Origin of the sequence: Acetobacterium sp. UBA5834 (assembly GCF_002435675.1) — a bacterium.
GTDB lineage: Bacteria > Bacillota > Clostridia > Eubacteriales > Eubacteriaceae > Acetobacterium > Acetobacterium wieringae.
This window is the reverse complement of record NZ_DJGY01000029.1, coordinates 108,657-130,510: the sequence shown is the minus strand read 5'-3', so window position 1 is coordinate 130,510 and position 21,854 is coordinate 108,657. Positions and strand designations below refer to the sequence as shown.

Annotated in this window: 22 protein-coding genes; 6 read left to right on the top strand and 16 right to left on the bottom strand. The window is 42.6% G+C overall.

The window, feature by feature from the left end; genetic code table 11:
- Nucleotides 1–13 precede the first annotated feature (13 nt).
- Genes B3F51_RS06410 through pyrB form a run of 6 tightly spaced genes read right to left on the bottom strand, consistent with a single transcriptional unit; the run spans nt 14 to nt 4,982 of the window.
- Nucleotides 14–919, bottom strand: a complete 906-nt coding sequence (locus B3F51_RS06410; RefSeq protein ID WP_286946128.1) for a dihydroorotate dehydrogenase — start codon at nt 917–919, stop codon at nt 14–16.
- Nucleotides 912–1,613 carry a dihydroorotate dehydrogenase electron transfer subunit gene (locus B3F51_RS06405; RefSeq protein ID WP_286946126.1) on the bottom strand — a complete coding sequence of 234 codons (702 nt, stop codon included), beginning with the start codon at nt 1,611–1,613 and terminating at the stop codon, nt 912–914. Before B3F51_RS06405 ends, B3F51_RS06410 begins: the two co-directional genes overlap by 8 nt.
- Nucleotides 1,604–2,464: an orotidine-5'-phosphate decarboxylase gene (gene pyrF / locus B3F51_RS06400; RefSeq protein WP_084633717.1), complete on the bottom strand. Its 861-nt coding sequence runs from the start codon at nt 2,462–2,464 to the stop codon at nt 1,604–1,606. Before pyrF ends, B3F51_RS06405 begins: the two co-directional genes overlap by 10 nt.
- Entirely contained in the window at nt 2,439–3,611 is a 1,173-nt protein-coding gene (locus B3F51_RS06395; RefSeq protein ID WP_070372101.1) for a dihydroorotase, read from the bottom strand. The genes pyrF and B3F51_RS06395 overlap by 26 nt, the downstream gene beginning before the upstream one ends.
- A 13-nt stretch (nt 3,612–3,624) precedes the next feature.
- Nucleotides 3,625–4,059, bottom strand: coding sequence for an aspartate carbamoyltransferase regulatory subunit (locus B3F51_RS06390; RefSeq protein ID WP_070372102.1), 435 nt, complete (start codon nt 4,057–4,059; stop codon nt 3,625–3,627).
- Nucleotides 4,056–4,982, bottom strand: a complete 927-nt coding sequence (gene pyrB, locus B3F51_RS06385) for an aspartate carbamoyltransferase (protein WP_070372103.1) — start codon at nt 4,980–4,982, stop codon at nt 4,056–4,058. Before pyrB ends, B3F51_RS06390 begins: the two co-directional genes overlap by 4 nt.
- Nucleotides 4,983–5,367: 385 nt before the next feature.
- On the opposite strand from pyrB, the gene B3F51_RS06380 reads away from it, so the two are divergent.
- Entirely contained in the window at nt 5,368–6,261 is an 894-nt protein-coding gene (locus B3F51_RS06380) for a fumarylacetoacetate hydrolase family protein (protein WP_070372104.1), read from the top strand.
- Nucleotides 6,262–6,379: 118 nt separating this feature from the next.
- Here B3F51_RS06380 and B3F51_RS06375 read toward each other — a convergent pair whose 3' ends face one another.
- Genes B3F51_RS06375 through rsmA form a run of 3 tightly spaced genes read right to left on the bottom strand, consistent with a single transcriptional unit; the run spans nt 6,380 to nt 9,136 of the window.
- Nucleotides 6,380–7,180, bottom strand: coding sequence for a hypothetical protein (locus B3F51_RS06375; protein ID WP_070372105.1), 801 nt, complete (start codon nt 7,178–7,180; stop codon nt 6,380–6,382).
- The gene (locus B3F51_RS06370; protein WP_070372106.1) at nt 7,177–8,223 is read right to left on the bottom strand and encodes an ABC transporter ATP-binding protein; all 1,047 of its coding nucleotides are present in this window, start codon (nt 8,221–8,223) and stop codon (nt 7,177–7,179) included. The genes B3F51_RS06375 and B3F51_RS06370 overlap by 4 nt, the downstream gene beginning before the upstream one ends.
- A 19-nt stretch (nt 8,224–8,242) precedes the next feature.
- Nucleotides 8,243–9,136: a 16S rRNA (adenine(1518)-N(6)/adenine(1519)-N(6))-dimethyltransferase RsmA gene (rsmA, locus tag B3F51_RS06365; RefSeq protein ID WP_070372107.1), complete on the bottom strand. Its 894-nt coding sequence runs from the start codon at nt 9,134–9,136 to the stop codon at nt 8,243–8,245.
- 334 nt (nt 9,137–9,470) lie between these two features.
- Here rsmA and B3F51_RS06360 point away from each other — a divergent pair, with 334 nt between their 5' ends.
- The 4 genes from B3F51_RS06360 (at nt 9,471) to B3F51_RS06345 (ending at nt 15,149) form a co-directional block, all read left to right on the top strand.
- Entirely contained in the window at nt 9,471–11,882 is a 2,412-nt protein-coding gene (locus B3F51_RS06360) for an EAL domain-containing protein (protein WP_286946121.1), read from the top strand.
- Nucleotides 11,883–12,549: 667 nt separating this feature from the next.
- Complete coding sequence (locus B3F51_RS06355; protein ID WP_286946119.1) at nt 12,550–13,488, top strand: CHAP domain-containing protein; 939 nt, start codon at nt 12,550–12,552, stop codon at nt 13,486–13,488.
- 269 nt (nt 13,489–13,757) lie between these two features.
- Nucleotides 13,758–14,090: a hypothetical protein gene (locus B3F51_RS06350; protein WP_070372109.1), complete on the top strand. Its 333-nt coding sequence runs from the start codon at nt 13,758–13,760 to the stop codon at nt 14,088–14,090.
- Between the two features lie 69 nt (nt 14,091–14,159).
- On the top strand, nt 14,160–15,149 hold the full coding sequence (locus B3F51_RS06345) for a 2-hydroxyacid dehydrogenase (RefSeq protein WP_250935613.1): 990 nt from the start codon (nt 14,160–14,162) through the stop codon (nt 15,147–15,149).
- A gap of 94 nt (nt 15,150–15,243) precedes the next feature.
- On the opposite strand, the gene B3F51_RS06340 is transcribed toward B3F51_RS06345, so the two are convergent.
- The 5 genes from B3F51_RS06340 to B3F51_RS06320 form a co-directional block, all read right to left on the bottom strand.
- Nucleotides 15,244–15,582 carry a DUF3592 domain-containing protein gene (locus B3F51_RS06340; protein ID WP_422652834.1) on the bottom strand — a complete coding sequence of 113 codons (339 nt, stop codon included), beginning with the start codon at nt 15,580–15,582 and terminating at the stop codon, nt 15,244–15,246.
- 171 nt (nt 15,583–15,753) lie between these two features.
- The gene (locus B3F51_RS06335) at nt 15,754–16,515 is read right to left on the bottom strand and encodes an NAD(P)H-dependent oxidoreductase (RefSeq protein WP_148637816.1); all 762 of its coding nucleotides are present in this window, start codon (nt 16,513–16,515) and stop codon (nt 15,754–15,756) included.
- A gap of 19 nt (nt 16,516–16,534) precedes the next feature.
- On the bottom strand, nt 16,535–16,792 hold the full coding sequence (locus tag B3F51_RS06330) for a hypothetical protein (RefSeq protein ID WP_070372113.1): 258 nt from the start codon (nt 16,790–16,792) through the stop codon (nt 16,535–16,537).
- A 159-nt stretch (nt 16,793–16,951) separates the two neighbouring features.
- Nucleotides 16,952–17,962: an ABC transporter permease gene (locus B3F51_RS06325; RefSeq protein ID WP_070372114.1), complete on the bottom strand. Its 1,011-nt coding sequence runs from the start codon at nt 17,960–17,962 to the stop codon at nt 16,952–16,954.
- Nucleotides 17,956–18,687: an ABC transporter ATP-binding protein gene (locus tag B3F51_RS06320; RefSeq protein ID WP_228878731.1), complete on the bottom strand. Its 732-nt coding sequence runs from the start codon at nt 18,685–18,687 to the stop codon at nt 17,956–17,958. Before B3F51_RS06320 ends, B3F51_RS06325 begins: the two co-directional genes overlap by 7 nt.
- Nucleotides 18,688–18,845: 158 nt before the next feature.
- On the opposite strand from B3F51_RS06320, the gene B3F51_RS06315 reads away from it, so the two are divergent.
- Nucleotides 18,846–19,445 (top strand): TetR/AcrR family transcriptional regulator, encoded by a 600-nt coding sequence (locus B3F51_RS06315; protein ID WP_187389271.1) that lies wholly within the window; start codon nt 18,846–18,848, stop codon nt 19,443–19,445.
- Between the two features lie 88 nt (nt 19,446–19,533).
- On the opposite strand, the gene B3F51_RS06310 is transcribed toward B3F51_RS06315, so the two are convergent.
- Together B3F51_RS06310 and B3F51_RS06305 are read right to left on the bottom strand one after the other, a co-directional pair.
- The gene (locus tag B3F51_RS06310) at nt 19,534–20,280 is read right to left on the bottom strand and encodes a thymidylate synthase (RefSeq protein ID WP_286946114.1); all 747 of its coding nucleotides are present in this window, start codon (nt 20,278–20,280) and stop codon (nt 19,534–19,536) included.
- 198 nt (nt 20,281–20,478) lie between these two features.
- Complete coding sequence (locus B3F51_RS06305; RefSeq protein WP_286946112.1) at nt 20,479–21,762, bottom strand: hypothetical protein; 1,284 nt, start codon at nt 21,760–21,762, stop codon at nt 20,479–20,481.
- Nucleotides 21,763–21,854 lie beyond the last annotated feature (92 nt).

Sequence of the window (21,854 nt, the reverse complement as noted above, 5' to 3'; positions counted from 1 at the left end):
TCTATATTTTAAATTAAATAATTCCCCTGACTTCGCAGATATTGGTCAGTCCTTCGTTAATGCAATAGGCTTCCAAGCCAGCGATGATCTCAAGCGGCGCCAGCGGGTTATTGAAGTTGATGGTACCGATTTGAATACAGGTAGCCCCAGCCATAATAAATTCCAGGGCATCTTTCCAGTCACTGATGCCACCCATGGCCATCACCGGTATTTTTACCGCCTGACATACCTGATGGGTCATCCGCAGAGCAATCGGTTTTACCGCCGGACCGGAAAGGCCAGCATAGAGGTTGTCAAAAACAACCGCTTTTTTTCTGTAATCAATGGCCATTCCTTGAAGCGTATTGATCAGTGAAATGCCCTGGGCCCCTGCATCCTCGCAGGCCCGGGCAATATCGGCGACTGCTTCACCATTGGGCGACAATTTGACCATAATCGGATGACGGGAGATTTCCACCACTTTTCTGGTGATCTCCCCGGCGGTTTCAGCTTTGATCCCATAGGCCATGCCCCCCGCTTTAACATTGGGACAGGAAATATTCAGCTCAATCAGCTGGGCATCAATGGCGTTCAGCTTCTCAATGGCGGTGAGGTACGAATCTTCATCTTTACCGCCGACGTTGACAATCGTTACCGTATCAATTGCTTTTAGATGGGGCCATTCATTTTCGATAAAGGCATCGATTCCCGGATTTTCCAGACCGATACTGTTCATCAACCCAGCCGGTGTTTCCCAGAGTCGCATCCCAGTATTTCCCGATTTTGGTTCTAAGGTCAGCCCCTTGGAGCAGAGGCCGCCCAGTTTAGCCAGATCATAAAAGGCTTCATACTCCCGGCCAAAACCAAAGGTTCCCGAAGCCGGAATCACCGGGTTTTTAAAGCGGATGTCATTAAATTTTGTTTCCAGATAATTAGACATTAAAGACCTCCTCACGGACAAACACCGGGCCATCTTTACAGACTTTTTTATTACCGGAACGAGTTTCACAGGTGCAACCCAGACAGGCGCCGATCCCGCAGGCCATATGGGCTTCCAGCGAAACGTAGACGGTATTTTCAGTCGGTACGGCACTAGCCACCGCGGCCATCATAATTTCCGGCCCGCAGGTTACCACCGTTTCGCTGGGTATAACCGAAAGTTTGTCAGTGATAATGCCCCCGACATCAAGCACCACTTCATCGGCTAGGGCGGCAAAAGCCTCAACACCGTAGTCGATATCCCGAAAACCCAAATAGACCCGACACTTACCGGTGGGGTTCTGGTCACGATAGTGTCGCAGCAAATAATAAAGCGGCGCTGTTCCGATACCGCCGCCAACCACGCAGAGGTCACCGGTGATTTCCGGAAAACCATTGCCGTAGGGACCCTGGATGGTCACCTCATCATCAGCCTGCAGTCGCGCTAAAATTTCGGTCCCTTTTCCCACCACCTGGTATAAAAAGGTGAGTTGACCGGCTTCGTAATTGTGAACACTGATCGGTCGGGACAGTAGCGGGTCTTTGTCCCAGGCACGCAACATAAAGAATTGACCTGGCTTAACGTCGCCGGTAAACGCCACAGTCATTTTAAAAATCCCTGCTGACACAAGAGAATTACTTAGGATTACAGCCATTTAAGAATATCCTCCTGCATTGCCAGAGTGGCCTTTCGGATATGCTCAGCAAAGCCCTCATCTTCACAGCCAGCCTTTTGATGACCGGTGATCAGTCCCCGGGATGAGTTAACCACCGCACACCGGGATTTTTTGAGAATATTTGCGATATCTTCGCCAGTTCCGCCCTGGGCACCGTAACCTGGCACTAAAAAGAAGGTATGGGGGCAACGGGCCCGAATCGCTTCGAATTCATCCGGACGGGTCAGTCCGACTACCGATCCGATAGCCGAAAAGCCATTTTCACCCCGGAAAGCACTGCCCCAGCCTTCGATTTTATCGCCCATAATTTCGTAAATGGTGTCAGCCCCAACCTCCAGATTCTGGAGATCCACCGCTGACGGGTTGGATGTGCGTTGCAGGATAAAAATACCCTTGTTGTTTTCTTTAATATATTGATAGTAAGGTGATACCGCATCTTCACCCATATAAGCGTTAACGGTCATGATATCGACTTCGAAATCACCTGTGAAATGACCCTTGGCATACTGGTCGCCAGTGGACGAAATGTCGCCCCGCTTGACATCACCAATCACGACAATGCCTTTACTCCGGGCATATTTAACCGTTTCGCTATAGGCTTTCATGCCGTCCAGTCCCAGGGACTCGTAACAGGCAATTTGCACCTTGTAGGCAGCTGCCAGATCCTCGGTAGCATCGATAATTTTTTTATTGAATTCGGTTATTTTCTCACCATCAGACCAGTCCTTATCAAGCAGGTATTTTGGTAAAAATTTCAAGGTTGTATCCAGACCTACGCAAATCGGTCCTTTTTTTACAGCTTCATTATAGAGCCGGTCCATTATTATCATATTTAATTTCTCCCTTCACCATGGTCATCATTACTTTTCCTTTTAGGGTCTCGCCGCCAAAGGGATTGTTTTTACTTTTTGAAACGAATTCTTTGGGATTGATTTTCCCTTCCCAGTTTGGATCCACCAGAACCAGATCCGCCGGATATCGTTCTTTGATGAGTCCCGCCTTTATGCCCAGGCGTTTAGCCGGAGCGTCGCTAAGCATCTCGCTGAGCTTTTCCAGGCTGATGCCGTTCTGTTCAAAAACCGTATAATACATGGCAAAAGCCATTTCGAAGTTATTGATTCCCGGAGCCCCTTTTTGTTTGTCAGCTTCAGAATGGGGGGCATGATCGGTGCCACACATATCAATGATGCCAGCTTTAATCCCTTCGATTAAGGCGCGGCGGTCGGGATAAGTCCGGAACGGCGGATTGACCTTGTAGTCCATCGCCGAGGCAAAGATGTGATGGGGAGTTACTTCGCAGGTGATATCAAGGCCCTTTGCTTTAGCTTCCACAATCAGATCCAGAGTGTCTTTTTTGCTGATATGGCAGATATGCAGATGACCGCCGATTTCTTCCAGTAGGTCTACATCGCGCTGCACCAGTTCAGTTTCTGGCTGGCAATGGGTTAAAAGAATAAAATCATGTGCGGTTGAAGCCTTTAGCCCTGCTACCATAATGTCTGGATTCACAATTGAAACCCCGTCGTTGGAAAAGACATTGGTCAGCGGCCGCAAGGATTGAACCTCGACTAGATTCGAATCATTAAACTCTTTAGTCAGTGCCGCCACCTGAATCAGGTTGCAAAGGTGCAAATTTTTGGCCTTATCCAGATTGGCTTTAACAAGTGCCGCCTCATCCATGCAGGGCTTGGTATTTGCCATTGCCACCAGTGTCGTAAAGCCGCCTTTCAGCGCCGCCTGCATCCCAGTTTCCATGGTTTCTTTATATTCAAAGCCCGGATCCCGCAAATGACAGTGCATATCAATAAATCCTGGCATCAACAAATAACCCTGACCATCGATTTCCTGATCATATTCAGACTTGACATTCCCTTTTTCTTTATAGACTTTTTTTATTTTTCCGTCTTCAATTAATACCTTGCCAAACCGTCTTCCCTCGGCATCTACCATTTCAACGTTCTTGATTAAGGTTTTCATCGTTCCTCCTTTGTTATTCTTCGTCAATAAAAGTGGTGTAGGCGTCGCAGTACTCACAGCGGTATTGTTTTTTCTCTTCATTGACCAAAAAGAATTTAATATCCTTCACATCCTCATATTGGGTAATACAACGGGGATTTTTGCAGGTCATAATGCCATTAACAACTGTTGGTAGGGTCAAGCTTATTTTTTTGTACAACTCACCATTCTTGACAAAGTTAATGGTCACATTGGGATCAATCAGACCCAGAACGGTCATATCAATCTGCAAATCGGTTTCAATTTTAATTAAATCTTTCTGTTTCATTTTTTTACTGGGAATGTTCTTAAGTAACACCACCACATCGTCAATATCATTGAGATGGAGTTCCTTGTAAATTTCAAAACCATGTCCCGCTTCAATGTGGTCGATGATGATACCCTTTTTCAATTTCGATACGTTGATCATTTTTTATCCTCCACTCCCAGAAGTTTGGCAATCAGAGCCATCCGAACATACATCCCATATTTAGCCTGGGCAAAATAAACTGCCCGGGGATCCTCGTCCACCTCGGTGGCGATTTCATTAACCCGCGGCAAAGGATGCATGACAATCATATCCGGTTTGGCGCCCTTCATTTTCTTTTTATCCAGAATATAATAGTTTTTCAATCGCAGATACTCTTCCTCACTGACAAACCGCTCCCGTTGAACCCGGGACATATAAAGAATATCCAATTCACCAATGACCTCATCCAGACTGGTCGTTTCCTTATAGGTTTGCGGATCCAGTTGATTAAGAATATGGGCTGGCATTTTTAGCTCAGTGGGCGATATAAATACAAACCGGATGCCCTGATAACGGCTCAGAGTTTTAACCAGCGAATGGATGGTTCGACCAAAAAGTAAATCGCCGCATACGCCCACCACATGGTTATCACAGCCACCCTTGAACTTCCTGATCGTCAGCAAATCGGTCAGAGTCTGGGTGGGGTGCTCATGACCGCCGTCCCCGGCATTGATAATCGGCATTTCGTTGGCAAATTTGGAAACCAGCCGGGCGGTTCCCTCTCGGGGATGCCGGATCACAGCGATATCCGAATAGCACTCGATGGTCCGGATCGTATCACCCAGACTTTCCCCCTTGGACACCGAGGAGTTATTGGGATCATCAAACCCGATGATTTCTCCCCCTAAACGAAGCATGGCAGCTTCAAAACTGAACCGTGTCCGTGTGGAAGGCTCATAAAAAAGGCTGGCCAATAATTTTCCCTTGCAAACCAAAGAATAACCCTCGGGGTCTGCAATAATATTATCAGCCAGCTGCATAATCGATTCAATTTCATTTAGTTGAAAGTCTCCAGGCTCGATTAAATGTCTTCCTTTTAACATAATGTTCCTCCTATCATAAACACAATTATGGGCAAAAAACAAGCCGCTTTATAAAATAGCGGCATACTTTCTAACAGGCATCTTCCCTCATTAAATGTATCGTTCCTTTTGCACCTTTATGCCTCGCTTACTAAAGCTCGCATACTTAATTATGATAATCATAATTTAATTAGACCTAATTGTCAATGGACTTTGATTAAAAGAAACCGTAATCTTAAGATAATATTTGAGCTTAAAGATCGACAGGATCATGCTGAATGATTTGACTGGAATTTCGAAGCAGATAATGGTATGATGTTAACATAAATAATTGCAAAAATGACACCAGTATTAAGATCAGTTTTGTAATTTTCAATACTTATATTATTTAAAGGGAGGGATTTTTATGTATTTCGTAACTTATCAATATAACGCATTTAGCGAAGGTGGCATTTTGACCGCCGATGAAACCAGGGTTTTACCAATTACAACCATCGGTAAACTAATGGGTCTCAAATTTCCCGAACGTCTGATCGATTTTATTCCTCTGGCAACCGATGAATTGCTGGCCGACATCAAACAAGTCATGGCTGAACATCAGAACCTGGGTATCAATCTGGATCTGGTCAAGCTGTTGGCGCCGATTCCCAAACCCCCAAGAAATATTTTCTGTCTGGGGAAAAACTATGCGGATCACGCCAAGGAAATCAAGAATATCCCCACCATGGGCGACGTCCCAGAAAATCCGATCTATTTTTCCAAACTGCCCACCTCAGTTACTGGACCAGATACGGTAATTCTTTCCCATGCCAAGGCCACCAAGCAGATCGACTATGAAGTGGAGCTGGCCATTGTGATTGGCAAAGAAGGTGCCGATATTCCCAAAGAAGACGCTGAAGATTATATTTTTGGCTACACCATTGCCAACGATATAACCGCCCGGGATCTCCAAAAAAAGCATTCTCAATGGTACAAGGGTAAATCTCTTGACACTTTTTGTCCCTTGGGTCCTCGGATTCTGCACAAAAACGATTTAAGAATTCCCTTTGATCTGGATATCACCTGTCGAGTCAACGGTGAAGTTCGGCAACACTCTAAAACTGGTCGGATGATTTTTGACATTCCATCCATTATCAGTGATCTATCTCAGGGGATGACCCTATTACCAGGCGATATTATTCTCACCGGAACCCCTGCCGGGGTAGGCTTTGCCCTGGATCCGCCACAATTCCTAAAACACGGGGATCAGATTGAAGCGGAAATTGAAAAAATCGGAGTCCTACGAAATACCATCGAATAATCAAAAAGCCAGAATTATCTTGGGATCTAACCCAAGACCATTCTGGCTTTTTTAACGTTAAAATATTACGATTTAGTCCAATAACGCAAAATCCGATCTGCATCACGATGATGAGCGTTTAAACTGGCAACCGTTTCAGACTGAATACCCCAACCGCCGCCGCAAACAATAATCCAATAAAGACTGCAAAACCACCACTGATTAAACTGATACTGCTCTGCCCTGTGACAATGGCCAAACCATCAAAGGCATTATACAGCGAAAACTTTCCTAAAAAAGCAGTTCGTTCAGATAACTTGCTGAGGGTATTCAAGATAAAGAAGCCGACTGGAATCAGGGCTCCAAAAAATAGTGCTGGTTTGGTACTGTTGAACAAACAGGAAAAGAAAAAGCAAAACATCCCGATGGTCATTGTCATCAGGCAAGCCCCTAAATTCAGTTTTAAAAACACTTTAACATCCAGCATTCCCGGAAAAAAATGTTCACTCATGCCGTACCCAACCAAAAAGAGAATCGTAAACAAAACCCCAATCGACGCCAGCAGATAAATTCCCTGGGTTACAATGATTTTTATACGACTATTGGGGGTGCACAGCAGGCTGGTAAATGAGCCTTCATAGACCCACTTGGCCACCAGACGATTGGCCAGAATGATGCAATATACCATCGGAAACAGATAAATCAGAAAACCGTAAAACAAGCTGGCAATAAATCCGGTCAGTCCGCTGTCAATGGTGCCAAAGCCCAGGGCATTAACCAGTTTGGTCGGCAGGATCGACATCATATCAACCATTGCGCCAATCCCATTAGGATCATAGATATAGATAATAACCGCTAAATAAATAGACATCAACGCTGCAAAAACCAGCAACAGCAAAGTATTATTTTTAATATTCTTCAGAAACAATGGAATACTCATGCTTTTTTCACCTCTCTTACTGTTTCTTCCGGATCCGGCAGGGTTCTATTCTTCTCCGTTTTTTTAGGCATTAATTTCGGCTTTCTTTCGCTTCTTTTTATTTTACCTTCGTTTTCCTGGGTGTTGTTTTCTTCATTTTTAAATTCCGTCTGTTTTATTTCTTTTTTATAATGCTGTTGGAAAATTTCTTCCAACGATTGATTTTTCGAATTAAACACTAATACTTTTTCATGGGATAAAACTTTCATCAGCACATCAATCCGATCACCCGGTGAGAAGATCTCATAATCGCTCTGCGAAAACTGCTGATAGCCGAAACCATATTTTTTTATCTGTTCCAGATTCGGGGGAGCCGCAAATTTAACCAGATAGGCCTTGGTTTCTTCGGCTCGAAGACTGACAATATCCATATTTTCCACGAGACGGCCTTCTCTTAGCACCCCGACACGATCACAGGTTCTTTCCACTTCCTCAAACTTATGCGTTGATAACAGTACCGTTTTACCCCGCCGTTTCTCCTCCAAAATAAGATCGAGAAACCGGGACTGCATCAGGGGATCCAATCCACTGGTGGGTTCGTCCAATACCAGCGTTTGGGGATCATGCATCAAAGCTGTGACAATGGTCAGTCTTTTTTTCATGCCACTTGACATATTTTCGATTTTTCCCCGGGTTTCAACCTCAAAGCGTTCAATCAGCATATCTCTGAGTCTGGTATTCTTCTGACCAAAAATCCCCCGCATTTGAGTAACGAAGTTCAAATACTCTTTGACCCGCATGTTTTCAAAAAGAGCGACATCTTCGGGCACATATCCGGTATTTTTTTGAATCGCAGATGCTCTGGAAAAGCAATTTAATCCATCGATGGTGGCGCTACCACGTCCAGCCCTGATCAGTCCCATCAGCATCCGAATGGTGGTCGTTTTCCCGGCATCGTTTGGTCCAACGTATCCGAAAACCTGGCCTTTTTCAACGCTAAAATTTAAGTTGAAAATACCTTTCGTGCTTGAATATTTAAGGGTTACGTCCTTTAATTCAATCATTTTTTTCTCCTTAAAAACCTTATTCGTTCATTGCTTCGGATTCAACTGATTGGCTGATCCGGCTGTTCAATTCATTGGCGATTCGGCCAAAATCTGATCCGGTGAGGGTTTCTCCGCGGATTCCCGGTGCAATATTACACACCTCCAGAACCTCCATTAAAACCGCTTTATCAAATGGGGTGTTCATGGTCAGCCCATTGATCAGCGTTTTTCGTCGATTTAGAAAACTGGCTTTCACAACTGACAAAAACAATTCCTTGTTTTCCAGTGCTATTTTGGGCACCGTCAGTTTTTTTAGGGTGACTACAATCGAGTCAACCTTAGGCTTGGGAATAAATACATGCGCTGGCACTTCGAAATCAATCGAAATATCCGCATAAAATTGTGCCACGATACTCAGTGATCCGTAAGCTTTGGTCCCTGGAACGCCACATAGACGCTCGCCCACCTCTTTTTGAATTAAGAAAGTCATGCTTTCAATCGGCAGATCCGATTCCAGAAACCCCATAATGATGGGGGTAGTAATATAATAGGGTAAGTTTGCCACAATCTTAAGCGGCATTGTGACAAGTTGATCTCCCAGAATCTCCCGGACGTTGGTTTTTAAGATGTCACCCTGGACAATCTCAACATTGTCACAGTCATTCAGGGTTTCATGAAGAACCGGTATCAGTTTTTTATCGATTTCTACTGAAATAACCTTGCCAGCATGATCACTGAGAGCCTGCGTCATGGTGCCAATCCCCGGTCCGATTTCCAGCACCAAGTCCCTTTCGCTCACGTCTCCGGCTTTAACAATTTTTTGAACAATATTCTCATCAATTAAAAAATTCTGTCCAAATCGTTTATTGAAGTGAAGATCATACTTTTTTAACAGTGCTTCGATGACCCGTGGTGATGTTAATTTTTCCATTCATATCCTTCCATTGTACAACTAATTATGCTTCTCGTTAGATTTCTATATATTCCATTTATAACTTAACTATTATACACTTTATTTAATCCCGCGGGAAGACCTTATCACTAATTCGCTAATGAAAGGCCAATACTTTTACATTGTTTGACATTATTCTAAAATAGATTGCCTTTTCCGGGTTCCTGGCACATTATGATATTTTCTGGCTTGGTGTAATAATCTCTTGTAACCCGAAAGATGGCAGTATATAATACTTATAAGAGAATCATTCTAATTATTATCTGATTAAACCTTAAAGTGCTGGAGCAACGCACTGGCCTGGGAGTAAATTATGTTTAAAAAAAACACCCTTCATTCAAAAATAAACCTGTTCATTCTCGGTATTATTCTTTTAATTGTCACGATTGGCTGTTTCGTTGCCATAAACATCTTTTTTTCTATTTATGAAAATGAAATGACTAGAATGGTTACAACCGGAATTACTGCGTTTGAAGAAATTATCATTCAAGAAAACAAGAACTGGCTTCTTTCCTTCTCAGACGAATTGGCTGACCCCGAAAATCGTTTGCTAATTAAAAATGATCCGGCTTCAATCCAGGCATTTCATCAATATATTGGACATGCAAATAATGATGCGCTCGAGTTTGTCAAAGTAACCTACTTGGACGGCAATAGTTACGAAAAAATTTTTGCTGATCAGAGTATTATAAACCTGGCTTCCCAAAACACCGTTTCATCAACGACTAAACCCTATTTCTGGATTGATGGAAATGCCCAGCTGGGACTGCATCTATTCTGCCGCTATCCACTGATCGGATCAGACCAGATCCCTGCCGGGACACTGTTGATAGGGCTAAATCTGGCTGATCAAAAAAGAGTGGACTATATGAAAAATACCGCCGCTCTGGAAGCAACGGTATTTGCTGGCAATACCCGGATTGCCACCACAATTGTCAAGAACAATGAAAACCAGATTGGTACAACTCTGGATCCGGCTATCGCCGATATGGTTATAGATCAGAAAACTACCTACACCGGAAAGGCCACAGTCCTGGGAGATCCTTATCTGGTTGCCTATTCCCCGGTCTTAAATCCCCGTGATGAAGTCGTTGGGGTTCTGTTTGTTGGTAAATCCATGGTTTCCATTTACACGATCCGGAACCGGATTATTCTCTATATCGCAATTTTAGGCTTTCTCCTACTGCTATTTTTTTATATCATCTCTAATCACTGGTTGAGAATCAATATTACCAATCCCATCCGCTGGGTAGCAGATGCCATGAAAATGATCTCCCAGGGTCAATACAAGGTACTTGAAAATATGCCAAAGGCCAAATATGAAGAAATTGAAATGCTCCAAACTACCATGTATGATATGGTCAACGAATTGGTGACCGGCAAAAAGAATTTGGAAACTGCAGCTTATATTGATTCCATCACGGGTCTACCAAATCGGGTCTCGTTATATAAAAAATACCAGAACAGTCCCTTTACGGATAATAGTAATACCTTAACGCAGGTATATTATATTGATGTTGATAACTTGAAATATATCAACAATTTGTTCGGTCACAATGTCGGAGATAGCCTGCTCCGGCAAGTTGGATGGATTTTAAAAGAGCTTATCAGTCGCTATCCCCACTATGAGGTGTACCGGATTTCTGGAGATGAGTTCGCTATTTGCAAAAACGGTAGCTATGATCCTGATGAAATTCAACATCTACCACAATCGATTATCAAAGAATTTGAGAAGTCTATTACAATTGGTGAGCAGATCATTAGTGCCAGTGTCAGTATTGGGGTCTCCGGCAATGCATATTGTGATGGAAAGAAATGCAAGATCTGTACCAAAGAATGTCAGGATAGTCTTGAACAATTGCTTAAGAAAGCTGAACTTGCCATGAACCAGGTTAAAATGAATGGCAAAAATAATTTTATGATTTTTAACCCGTCCATGAATGAGATCATCCAACGGAAAGCTTCATTGCAACAGGATTTAAAACAGGCTCTGAAGTACAAACAACTGGAGATCTATTATCAGCCAAAATTTGATCTGGCCTCAAACCGCTATGATGGTTTTGAAGCCTTGGTACGATGGAATCATCATGAACGCGGATTTATCCCCCCGCTTGAGTTTATTCGCATTGCCGAGGAATCCAACCTCATCATTGAATTGGGCGACTGGATTCTCGAAGAATCCTGCCGATTTATCAGTAACTATAATCTCACTCACCAATCCAGTTATTCCATTGCTGTTAACATCTCAACCTTTCAGCTTTTAAATGACGATTTTGAAGAGAAGGTAACTAAATTATTGGAAAAGACAGGCTTAGATCCGAGTCTTCTGGAATTGGAGATTACTGAAACCATGCTGATGAACTCCATGTCGATCGCCTCTGAGAAACTCACTTTCCTCAGAGAAAGAAATATCAGTATTGCGCTGGACGATTTTGGTACTGGTTATTCCTCTCTGACCTATTTAAAAGTACTGCCGATCTCAACCGTCAAACTGGACAAGTCGTTTATTGATGATATTGCCACCGATAAACTATCTTTGAAAATCGTGGAAAATGTTATCCAGATCGCCAAAAACATTGGGCTCAAAATTGTGGTTGAAGGTGTCGAAACCATTGATCAGTTAGAAATTTTAAAGGACCTCCCTTGCAATAAAATTCAGGGCTACTATTTTTCTAAACCAGTCTCAGAATTGAATCTCACCGAGGTTCTAAGCGAATATCCATAAAGCAAACCTTCATATTTAAATTCAGCAATAATGCCAGTGAGTCTGAATTAATTAAGTCCGCTAGCAAAACCGACGATTGAAAATCAATTGTCGGTTTTTTCATTTTGACAATGCAATTTTTCACTTTTTTCGATGTAAAAGAATTTTTTTAAAACGACTATATCTTTTTATAACTTTCAACCCGTCTACTCCGTCGTTTTTTTATTGCTGCCGATGCTTTTTCACTACCTCCATGGCTCGTGCAGGGGCAACTTTTCTGAAAATTCGAATATTTTCTCAGATTTTTTTTTAAATGAATGGCATTTAACTAAAAAAGAAAACGCAATCATGATTCATTCTTGAATCCTATTTTTACTTACTGACAACTAATTTCATTTTAGCTTAAGTAAAAATTAATCATTTTCTAAAATATTTTTATATAAGGCAATCTCTGCTTAACTCCTTTCTTACATATTTCCTTTTTTACAGCCATTTCTCTTCATCCGAAATTTTTTGACACAGTCTTACAAAAATGTTTTCTTAATTGCGATTATCCGTAAGCTTGCAATTTTTACAGGTCTATTGTATTATACGCATTGCTAATTTGTAAATAATTTGCAACTATCAATGATGCATTTCAGTCACACACAACACCGTGACACCATCATGTTTTGACATTGGAGGTCAAATGAAAAAAAACTCAATAAAAAATACTTGCGTAAGTCTTGCCTTGGCATTATGCCTGGGCCTATTACCAGGGTCAGTAATGGCAGAAGAAGCCGAGCTCGATTTAACAGAAATCGCTCAGGCTGTGGAAACAACTGAAACCTCGGCAGCTCTGCCCAGCTTATTCACAGCCAGAACTACTGCACCAGGTGCTGATAACACCTATTTCTTTGCCAGCAATCCATATTCCCAAGGTGGATATGGACTACCTAACTGTACCGCCTATGCCTTTGGCCGAGCGTATGAAATTTTAGGAACCACGCCAAATTTAGCAATGGGCAATGCAAATTCCTGGTGGGCTTATAATCAAAACACTGGTTATTATCCCTCAGGTTCCACACCAAAACTTGGCGCTGTAATCTGTTGGGGTGGCAGTTCAGATGGACATGTGGCAATCGTTGAGGCGATCAATGGTGATACGGTTACGCTCTCAGAATCCACCTATAGTGGCATCTACTTTCAAAATTACACCTATACAATTGGAGCTGAAGATGCCACCTCGGTCGGCGGCTTTCAGGGTTATATCTACATCGGTGATTACATTGATGCCGCATCAGACGTAACCCCCCCATCCTTGTCAGATGTACTGGTTACTGACTATCAGGATGAAGGAATCAAGGTCACTGCGCTGGTTTCAGATGACCTTAGCGGAATCGGATCGGTCTACTTTCCAGTCTGGACCGAAAACAACGGACAGGATGATTTAATCTGGCATGAAGGAACTGTTGACGGCAATGTGGCCAGCTGCTTTATTCCATACAGTGATCACAACACTGAACTTGGTGACTACAATGTCCATATTTATGCTTACGATAATGCCGGTCACTACACGATGACTGGTACCACCATCACGAAGGCCGATACCTTTACCAGTCTGGGCAAAGTTGCTCTTGAAAGCTAGTTAATTACATCCATCAAAAAGCCTTCCAATCGACGTTTAAACGTCAATGGAAGGCTTTTTGATTTCAATCTAGGCAGCAACTTTTCAGGGACGTTTGCGGTTCACCACCCTATCATACAAAATTTTTTCTGCCGCATTTAGGGGAAATCGTTGTCGTGATCGGTGATCTTTTTAATTATTGGAATTTTTCTTGTCACATTGGTTAAAACAATATAAGATAGAGCTATTAAGATAATATTCAACCATACTAAAATTCCAGGAGGTCGTATATGAAAACCCTTGAAACTCAATTTGGCCATTCAAATCTTCTTAATGATGACGGTTCGGTGATTGGTATTCAAGATGATCTTGATTTGATCAGAAATTATTTTACGCCTGCATTTATGAAAACACACACCGTTTTCTCCTGCCTTGATGACTTCTTACAATCAGCTGGATTTTTAGTTGCCACCCAGCAGGATTTTGAACAGATTCCACTTTCTACAATGAATGCCTGGGTTCAGCAAAACAGCCAGTATCTGGATTGGACAGAAATAGTTGCTGCTGCTGGTGATTTCTACTTTGACAATCAAATGAAAGCCATAAAATTTAAATATATCTAAACAAACTTGGTTGTACTTAAATCGCTGTCATTATATAATGAAGGTAATTTATCCAACGGAGGTATCCCTGTGACCAAGATTCTGATCCTGACATCAACAAAGCGTGTCGAAAAATTTTCTGATTTATCTGTCCTCCCCAAAGACTGGGAATTCGTTTTCGGTGAAAGCCTGAATACCGATGATGCAATACTAAACGTTGCCAGTGATGCTGATTTTATTTTTGCGGATGCTGTCCGGGAAGTCAGCAAAACCCTGATCGATAACATGCCGAATCTCAAACTTATCCATTCCGAAGGTGTGGGATATAATAAAATCGACATCCTGGCCGCTAAAGAAAAAAGTATCTATGTCTGTAACAATACCGCCGCCAACTCTGCTGCGGTGGCAGAGCAAACGATTCTACTAATATTAGGCCTGCAGCGAAGGCTTCTGGAAGGCGATCAGCTGGTACGTAGTGGTCAGCAGATCCAGGCCAAAGGTTCGTTTATTCTCGATGGTATTCCGGAACTGGGTTCCTGTCATGTGGGACTGGTCGGTATGGGTTCCATTGCCCTTGAAACAGCCAAACGGTTACAGCCATTTGGTGCGCAGCTCAGTTATTTCAATCGTTCCCGAAAAAGCACGGTTGAGAACGAATTAGGCCTTTGCTATCTGCCGCTGGAAGAACTCTGCAAGCAGTGCGATATTATCAGTCTCCATTTGCCGGTAACTCCAGAAACCACTGGTCTGATCAATGCAGACCTGCTGTCTCTGATGAAACCGACCACCCTACTTATCAACACAGCCCGGGGCGAGCTGGTCGTTCAAGAAGATCTGGTTGCTGCATTAGCAGCTGGGCAGATCGCCGGGGCTGGTCTTGATACCCTGTACCCGGAACCGGTAATGTTGGATAACCCACTGCTTAATCTGCCGGAAAGCTGTCATTATAAACTGCTATTTAGCCCACATATTGGCGGAACCACTAAACCGGCTTTTGAAAAAATGCATAAAACGGTCTGGGCGAATATTCTAGCCGTTTCAAAAGGAACCTGCCCAATAAATATTGTTAATGGTTTATAATCCATGCAAAATGAACAGGTCGTCATCAAATGTCCTGACGACCTGTTCATATAGAAATCACCCGATCTTCAGTTTCTTAAACGATATCTAGTTTTTAAAGAAATCGCTGTGTCAATAAAACCAGAATTTCGATCATAATTCCTGCGATACCAAATAAAGCCGGATTAAAATAATAGCGATGATCACCAGGAATCATAATTTCTTCAGGCCTATCCGATTTGTAACGGATTTTGACGATGTCTCCCAAATCATAGCGCTTATCCCCCTGAGAAGCCAATGCGGCCGTTCGATACACTTTTTCAGCAATCATGTATTCCAGAATTGGAGTATACTCATCATATACCTGCCGTCCAGTACGCACCTTATTTTCGCGCATTCCTACTACCACCGCTTCAACTTGAATTCCACTCTTTTCAATTATTTTCAATTTCATAAGTTTTAGGATTGAAAAAATAATGAGCACAATTCCCACAATTCTAATAATTACCAAGATCAGTGATATCATTGAACGTCACAACCTTTCATCCACTAGTTCGGGGATTCTTGCGATAGGATAAATGCATTGTCCATCGTTACTAGCGATTTAATCTTTCCGCATTAACACCTATTTAAATTCGACCTGCTTTTTCATGGTGGCCACCCCCATATTGGCGATAATCCCTGCCACACCGTTTTTTATGGGATTCACTCGAGTTGGATAAAAATAATTGGTTTTTGTTCGATAATATTCGTAATCTGCTGGCAGGTTCTGCTCAGAAAGACTGGCCATTTTTTTAAACATCCGGAACCAGATCAGGTTCCCCAGCGATGGTGAAGCAAGCTTTTTATTCTTCATCGATCGATAGAGACGATCAGCAGCTTTTTCAATATCGTTTTGTACCCGCTCCTCATAAGATTTTGTGGTTTCCCATGGGGTGGTGGTGATTTTTAATTCGCAAACCTTGTTGCTGCCGCCCAAGGTCATCCCCATGGATGCATTAACCTTGGACAAACCAGAGCCGCCATTTGCAACCAGCATCAGGGATTGATTAAAAAACTTCGGTCGATGCAAACTGTGGGCAAAACGATCAATAAAATTTTTCATCAGCGCACTGACATTCATGGCATAACCCGGGGTACTGAGAATGACACCGTCGGCACTTAATATTTCTGCTTCAATGCTGTTTTTATCATCCTTAAGGGGACATAGCTGCTCCCCTTTGCCAATGCAGGCAAAACAACCCCGACAGAGTTTTAAATCTGCGTCCTTTAAAAAAACATATGAAAATTCAACCGAATCCAAACGAGAGAGCTCAGCCTCAATCTTCCGCACAATCTCAAAACCCTTCCCTTTGTGGGGACTTCCCATAATTGCAATAACTTTCATGCTGATCTCACTTCCAATCTTATTTTAAGTTTTCTTTGTTTTTCTTGATCAGATTGACAAACAGTTTTTCATTTGGAGACAAGGCTTCGATTTTTGCTGTTTTTAAATGATTATAGTACGCATCCATGCTTTTTAATTGATCAATCAGCTTTAATAAACTGTGATGCGCTTCCTGGTCTTCTGGTGTTTGCGGTTTAGCCTGGTCAAAAATGGATTCCAGCTCTTTTTTGGCCTGATTCATAATCGTTTGTGCTTCAATGTATTCCTGATTTAACATACTATTCTTCTTTCTGATTTTATTTTGGGTTGTTATATAATGCTATTTAAAACTATTACACGTGAATGATATCATAAAATCAGGATGGTTGTGAACTAAATCGAACTCTCCCATTAAAAAAAGCGTATCAAACTCAGCTTTGATACGCTTGTCACCAATTTAGAGTCGGCGATATTTCTTTAGCGCAGTCACATTTGCTAAAAAAAGCACCCCAATAAAAACGACTGAGCCCGCTAACCAGGGCCATATCTCGACAACCCCCTTACCCTGAATCATAATCATTTCCAGGGCCGTGCAACCATAGTAAATTGGCGTCAGGTAACACAGGTTTCCCAGCCCAAAGGGAATGGTGTCAATCGGGATCAGCCCTGAGAAAAAGATCTGCGGAATGATGATTACCGGAATAAATTGAACCAATTGTAATTCATTGTTGGCAAAAATCGATACCAACGCCCCCACCGAAACTGCCGAAAAAGCCATTAGGATCATAACAAAGGTACATAGCGCCACCGATCCTTCCACCTGAAGCTGCAGCACATACACTGCGTACAGGATAATCACCACACTTTGAACTGCAGCCAGCAAACCATACCCCAGGGTATAGCCCCCAATGACATCGACTCGTCTGATCGGAGTCATCAGCATCCGCTCCAAAGTCTGCCCAAACCGCTCCCGGACAAATGACATTCCCGAAAGAATAAAGACAAAGAAAAATGAAATCACGCCCAAAAAAACATAGGAAAGCGAATCCAGTTGATTATCCCCAGCTGTTTCATATACATAGTCAACAATCAACTCATTTTGCGTTGGTTGCAAGGCTTGAGTGGTATCCTGAATGGCTTCCAGAGCAGCAACGGATTTGGAATTTTTCTCCAGCAATTCAATGTGTGTCCCCGCACTGTCAGCCCAGATCAACGCATCGACATCATTGGCCTCCAGATAATCTGCAGCCTCTGGTTTTTCGGTTTCTAAAATAACTGTGGCATGGTTCTCAAGCTCAGCAACAAATTTTTCATTCATATCGTATACAGCAATTTGCGGTATATAATTTGAATCTCCGAGAATAAAAAATAGCAGGGTTAGAATCAGCAGTGGTGCAAATAAGAGTAGTCCCAATGATCGCTTATCATTTTTCATCTGACCAAGGATCCGTTTAATAATGCTTAACATGATATGACCTCCTTTTCAGGATGCTTATCCATAAAAAATAATTCTTCAATATTACCATCGGGAGTCTGATCGATCAAATTCTTAACTGTATCCTTCGCAATGATATGACCATTACGAAGCAAAGCGGCATCGTCACATTGAGAAACCTCATCCATGACATGGGTGGTCACCAAAATGGTCGTGCCCTGATTTCGCAGCTGCTTGAGATAAAGCCATATTTTACGCCGCAGCACCGGGTCAACTCCCACTGTTGGTTCATCCAGTAACAGGAGCTTGGGTTTATGAATCAGCGCTACTGCCAATGAGATTCTTTTTTTCATCCCGCCGGAGCAGTCACGCACCAACTTATTTTTACACGCTGCCATATCAACAATCTGGAGCAGTACTTCGGCTTCGGCAGCAAATGTTTTCCAGTTTAGCCGTTGCAAACCCGAAAAAAATTTCAGATTTTCCCAGACTGACAACTCTTCATATAATGCTTCATTTTGCGGCATATAGCCGATCAGCGCCAACAGTTGGCGATTTGGTACGGCAATGCCGCCGATTGTTACGCTCCCGCCATCAGCGGGGATAGCCCCCATCATGATGCGTAACAAGGTGGTCTTGCCTGAACCGGATGCACCCAGCAGACAGAAGATCCGGCCCGCCTCAATTGTCAAACTGATCTGATTGAGAACCTGCTGTTGTTTAAATGATTTACTCACTTCACAGACGATTATTTCCATTTTTAATTCCCTCTTTATTGTATTTGATTATTCTCATTTTAATCCCGATTCCTGTTTATTTCAACCAACAGAGTTCCGTAACCTGTTGGATTTTCTTGTTAATCCCAGTGGCTTCGGATATAATCAAGAAGACTGATTACGACAATGAGGTAACCAATATGAATACGACTTTATCAGCAACTGCTACAGTGACCCGCCAGAACCTGATCGATTCCTTTTGGCTGTTATATTGCCAAAAGAACATTGAAAAGATTACTGTCAAGGAAATCTGTGAAATTGCGGGCTACAATCGCTCAACTTTTTATGTGTATTTTAACGATGTCTATGAAATTTTAGAAGAAATTGAAGAACAGACCATTACGGTTGAGGATTTTAGAAGCATTGTGATTAAGAACCTTTTTTATGGCAATCTATTTCGTGATCATCGTAAAAAAGCCATTCTAAAATCAATTCTTGAATTTTTTGAAAAAAACAAAACCTATCTTCCGGTTTTACTGGGAGAAAACGGCGATCCCCACTTCAGGCAAAAAGTCTTAAAGAAACTCACTCCGACAGTGCTGTCAATGTACAAAAAACTATCCCCACATGAACTGCTGGAGGTAAGCTATTTAATGGAATACCAGAGTGCGGCCATGCTCAGTATGATTGCCAAATGGTATGCCAATGACAAAGACCTGCCAACGGAACAATTTCTGGAATTGCTTCTGGCCGTGACGACCAACGGCGTTCAATGCGAGCTATCAAAATACCGGCGTTGAATAAACCCAACTCCTTTTAATTATTTAAAGCTCTTAACGAGTCATCGACTCATTAAGAGCTTTTGCTTTAATATATTTTTCAACTGTACTAATGATTCTTTTTCGCCTGAGCTACTTTCAGTTCAATACTTTTTTCTCGGCATTCGTCCGCATAGTCGTCATAGGCTTCCAGATAATCTTCATAATCGATGGTACAATCACGGTCATCAAAAGATTTACAGTAACCTTCCAGGGCTTTCCAATCCCGGCTGTAGGCATGAAAACTCAAGGCATGATGGGTATAGGAACCCAGTTCGTTGATCCCGGCTTCTCGGGCAATCATTCTTGAGAGTTCAATCAGAGCAAAAATATTCATAGCGACGGCCTTAACCCCATCATTACTTCTAAATACCACGTCGGTATTTAATTTGCCGTCCTTAACAGTATAATGAATCAGCTGCAGACAGGGCGGATGATTGAGTCTGGCGGCCTCCTGGTTGGCGACATTCAGCGTCGCCTGTCTGGTTCCCGGATCTTCTTTTAGTTTATTGATCACAAAGTCAATGTTTTGGGAAAACAGATCATGATAGGTATAACCATACATGTCCTTTTCAAAATCTTTGGTGCCTTCAACTATTTCCAGGACGTAGTCCACCAGGGTTTCCAGCCCAGTTGGCATCGCCATGGTAATTTTTATATCCTGGACGCTGTCGATATCCATCAGTAGGTGAATTTCTTTTAAACTGTCTTCCCGATCCTGATTCTTCCCAATGACGACATCAGCTTGATTTAAAGCCTTCATTGCCGCCTCAATGCCCTTATGCAGTTCGGTTTCGTGAATGTAAGTAACCATCATTTTCACATCGCATCAGCTAATCATTAAATCTGAAACTGCTGACACGAGATCCTTTCATTATAATAACAACGTCATCGTTTAACGGTTGCAAAAATGATCATATCATATTTTGAAACAAATATCATCCTGGCAAAGTCAAATTTGAGTCGCCAAACCGCTGATAATTTATTGCAACTTCAGTCGTCACCCCACAAAATTTCAGGCCTGTGCCCCACGTTTGCTTACCGTCCAAGCAAGTCCGATCAGCATGATCAGGGCTGCTCCCGCTACGGCAGCTTCCGAAGTGGAAGGATCCACCCCGGTTTTGGGATTGGCTGAACTGTTATGATGTTTTTTTAATGTTTGCGTCGAAAGTGGTTCGAGATATAAACAGGCTGCATCACGGTCAACATCCCCATAAATTGCACTGATATCAATGCTGCCTTCGGCCACAAGTGCCTTGGCAACCGCTCCGGATGTGCATAAATCAAGAATGCCATTGTTTAAAATAATCTTATTATAGGAGAACAATGCACCGGCATCACCATGATCAGCAATCGACTCGACGACTGTATAGCCGCCATTAAAGATCAGTTTATCATAAGCTCCGATACCACGGCTGTAACTCGTTGGACTATCAGTAAAAGCTCTAATATTTCCACCATTAACGACCAGATCGCCAAAAGCAAATAAACCAAAAGCCCCGGCATAATCACTATTATAAGCGGTCACATCGATGTTCCCGCCGTTAATGCTGAGATTACCCATTGTCATAGCTTCGGCATTATCACCGGCCAGGATTCCGACCGCTGAGCTGGAATTTTCATATCCGACCGCGGCAATATCATAGGTACCACTGTCAATGACCAGATTTCCAACCACGTTGATCCCGCCGCCCATTAAATCAGTGGTCGCCTGTCCTTCGGCAATCAGCGTGCCAGTCCCACTGGCATTCATGTCACCTTCCACTTTAACAGCAAAACCATTATCAGTTTTAATACGATTAGTACCCACCAGGACCAATTTAAACGGAACTGCTGCTGATTTGACATCCAGCTTTTCGCCTATAAAATTATTTAAAGTCAATTCGTTGGCGGCTACATCATATGCATAATCCGATCCAGTATTGGTGGCCAGAACATCGATGATCACACCATTCTGAATTAAGCACAAATATGTAGCTGCCTGAGTTTCAATTGTTTCCGGTTCAATCGTTGAGATAACCGGCTGTTCTGAAACAACCTCGGTTTCCAAACGATTATCAATCGGTACTATTATTTCTTCAGTAACCGGCAACGCAACAGTATCAGTATTAATCACCATTTTTTCTGATAAAGCGGTCTCCGTATCAGCCTCTTGCGTTGTTACTAAAACCAAACTTAATTCGTTGGCTGATTCTTGATCATCGACAGCTTCTCCAGCAGCCATAGCAGAAACCGGAATCAGCATCGACACCATCGCCACTACCATCAGCAACGATAAGAACTTTGATATTCGCTTCATTATTATTCTCCATTTCTAACTGTGATGTTCGTTTGCGATTAGCAGCGTTCCTTAAAACAACTGTTACTCAGTTCTTCTTTATAGTCGTTTAC

What these genes read in the sequence shown, in the direction of transcription:
- B3F51_RS06410 (WP_286946128.1), bottom strand. Translation starts at nt 919, where the DNA reads ATGTCTAATTATCTGGAAACAAAATTTAATGACATCCGCTTTAAAAAC.
- B3F51_RS06405 (WP_286946126.1), bottom strand. Translation starts at nt 1,613, where the DNA reads ATGGCTGTAATCCTAAGTAATTCTCTTGTGTCAGCAGGGATTTTTAAA.
- pyrF (WP_084633717.1), bottom strand. Translation starts at nt 2,464, where the DNA reads ATGATAATAATGGACCGGCTCTATAATGAAGCTGTAAAAAAAGGACCG.
- B3F51_RS06395 (WP_070372101.1), bottom strand. Translation starts at nt 3,611, where the DNA reads ATGAAAACCTTAATCAAGAACGTTGAAATGGTAGATGCCGAGGGAAGA.
- B3F51_RS06390 (WP_070372102.1), bottom strand. Translation starts at nt 4,059, where the DNA reads ATGATCAACGTATCGAAATTGAAAAAGGGTATCATCATCGACCACATT.
- pyrB (WP_070372103.1), bottom strand. Translation starts at nt 4,982, where the DNA reads ATGTTAAAAGGAAGACATTTAATCGAGCCTGGAGACTTTCAACTAAAT.
- B3F51_RS06380 (WP_070372104.1), top strand. Translation starts at nt 5,368, where the DNA reads ATGTATTTCGTAACTTATCAATATAACGCATTTAGCGAAGGTGGCATT.
- B3F51_RS06375 (WP_070372105.1), bottom strand. Translation starts at nt 7,180, where the DNA reads ATGAGTATTCCATTGTTTCTGAAGAATATTAAAAATAATACTTTGCTG.
- B3F51_RS06370 (WP_070372106.1), bottom strand. Translation starts at nt 8,223, where the DNA reads ATGATTGAATTAAAGGACGTAACCCTTAAATATTCAAGCACGAAAGGT.
- rsmA (WP_070372107.1), bottom strand. Translation starts at nt 9,136, where the DNA reads ATGGAAAAATTAACATCACCACGGGTCATCGAAGCACTGTTAAAAAAG.
- B3F51_RS06360 (WP_286946121.1), top strand. Translation starts at nt 9,471, where the DNA reads ATGTTTAAAAAAAACACCCTTCATTCAAAAATAAACCTGTTCATTCTC.
- B3F51_RS06355 (WP_286946119.1), top strand. Translation starts at nt 12,550, where the DNA reads ATGAAAAAAAACTCAATAAAAAATACTTGCGTAAGTCTTGCCTTGGCA.
- B3F51_RS06350 (WP_070372109.1), top strand. Translation starts at nt 13,758, where the DNA reads ATGAAAACCCTTGAAACTCAATTTGGCCATTCAAATCTTCTTAATGAT.
- B3F51_RS06340 (WP_422652834.1), bottom strand. Translation starts at nt 15,582, where the DNA reads ATGAAATTGAAAATAATTGAAAAGAGTGGAATTCAAGTTGAAGCGGTG.
- B3F51_RS06335 (WP_148637816.1), bottom strand. Translation starts at nt 16,515, where the DNA reads ATGAAAGTTATTGCAATTATGGGAAGTCCCCACAAAGGGAAGGGTTTT.
- B3F51_RS06330 (WP_070372113.1), bottom strand. Translation starts at nt 16,792, where the DNA reads ATGTTAAATCAGGAATACATTGAAGCACAAACGATTATGAATCAGGCC.
- B3F51_RS06325 (WP_070372114.1), bottom strand. Translation starts at nt 17,962, where the DNA reads ATGTTAAGCATTATTAAACGGATCCTTGGTCAGATGAAAAATGATAAG.
- B3F51_RS06320 (WP_228878731.1), bottom strand. Translation starts at nt 18,687, where the DNA reads ATGGAAATAATCGTCTGTGAAGTGAGTAAATCATTTAAACAACAGCAG.
- B3F51_RS06315 (WP_187389271.1), top strand. Translation starts at nt 18,846, where the DNA reads ATGAATACGACTTTATCAGCAACTGCTACAGTGACCCGCCAGAACCTG.
- B3F51_RS06310 (WP_286946114.1), bottom strand. Translation starts at nt 20,280, where the DNA reads ATGATGGTTACTTACATTCACGAAACCGAACTGCATAAGGGCATTGAG.
- B3F51_RS06305 (WP_286946112.1), bottom strand. Translation starts at nt 21,762, where the DNA reads ATGAAGCGAATATCAAAGTTCTTATCGTTGCTGATGGTAGTGGCGATG.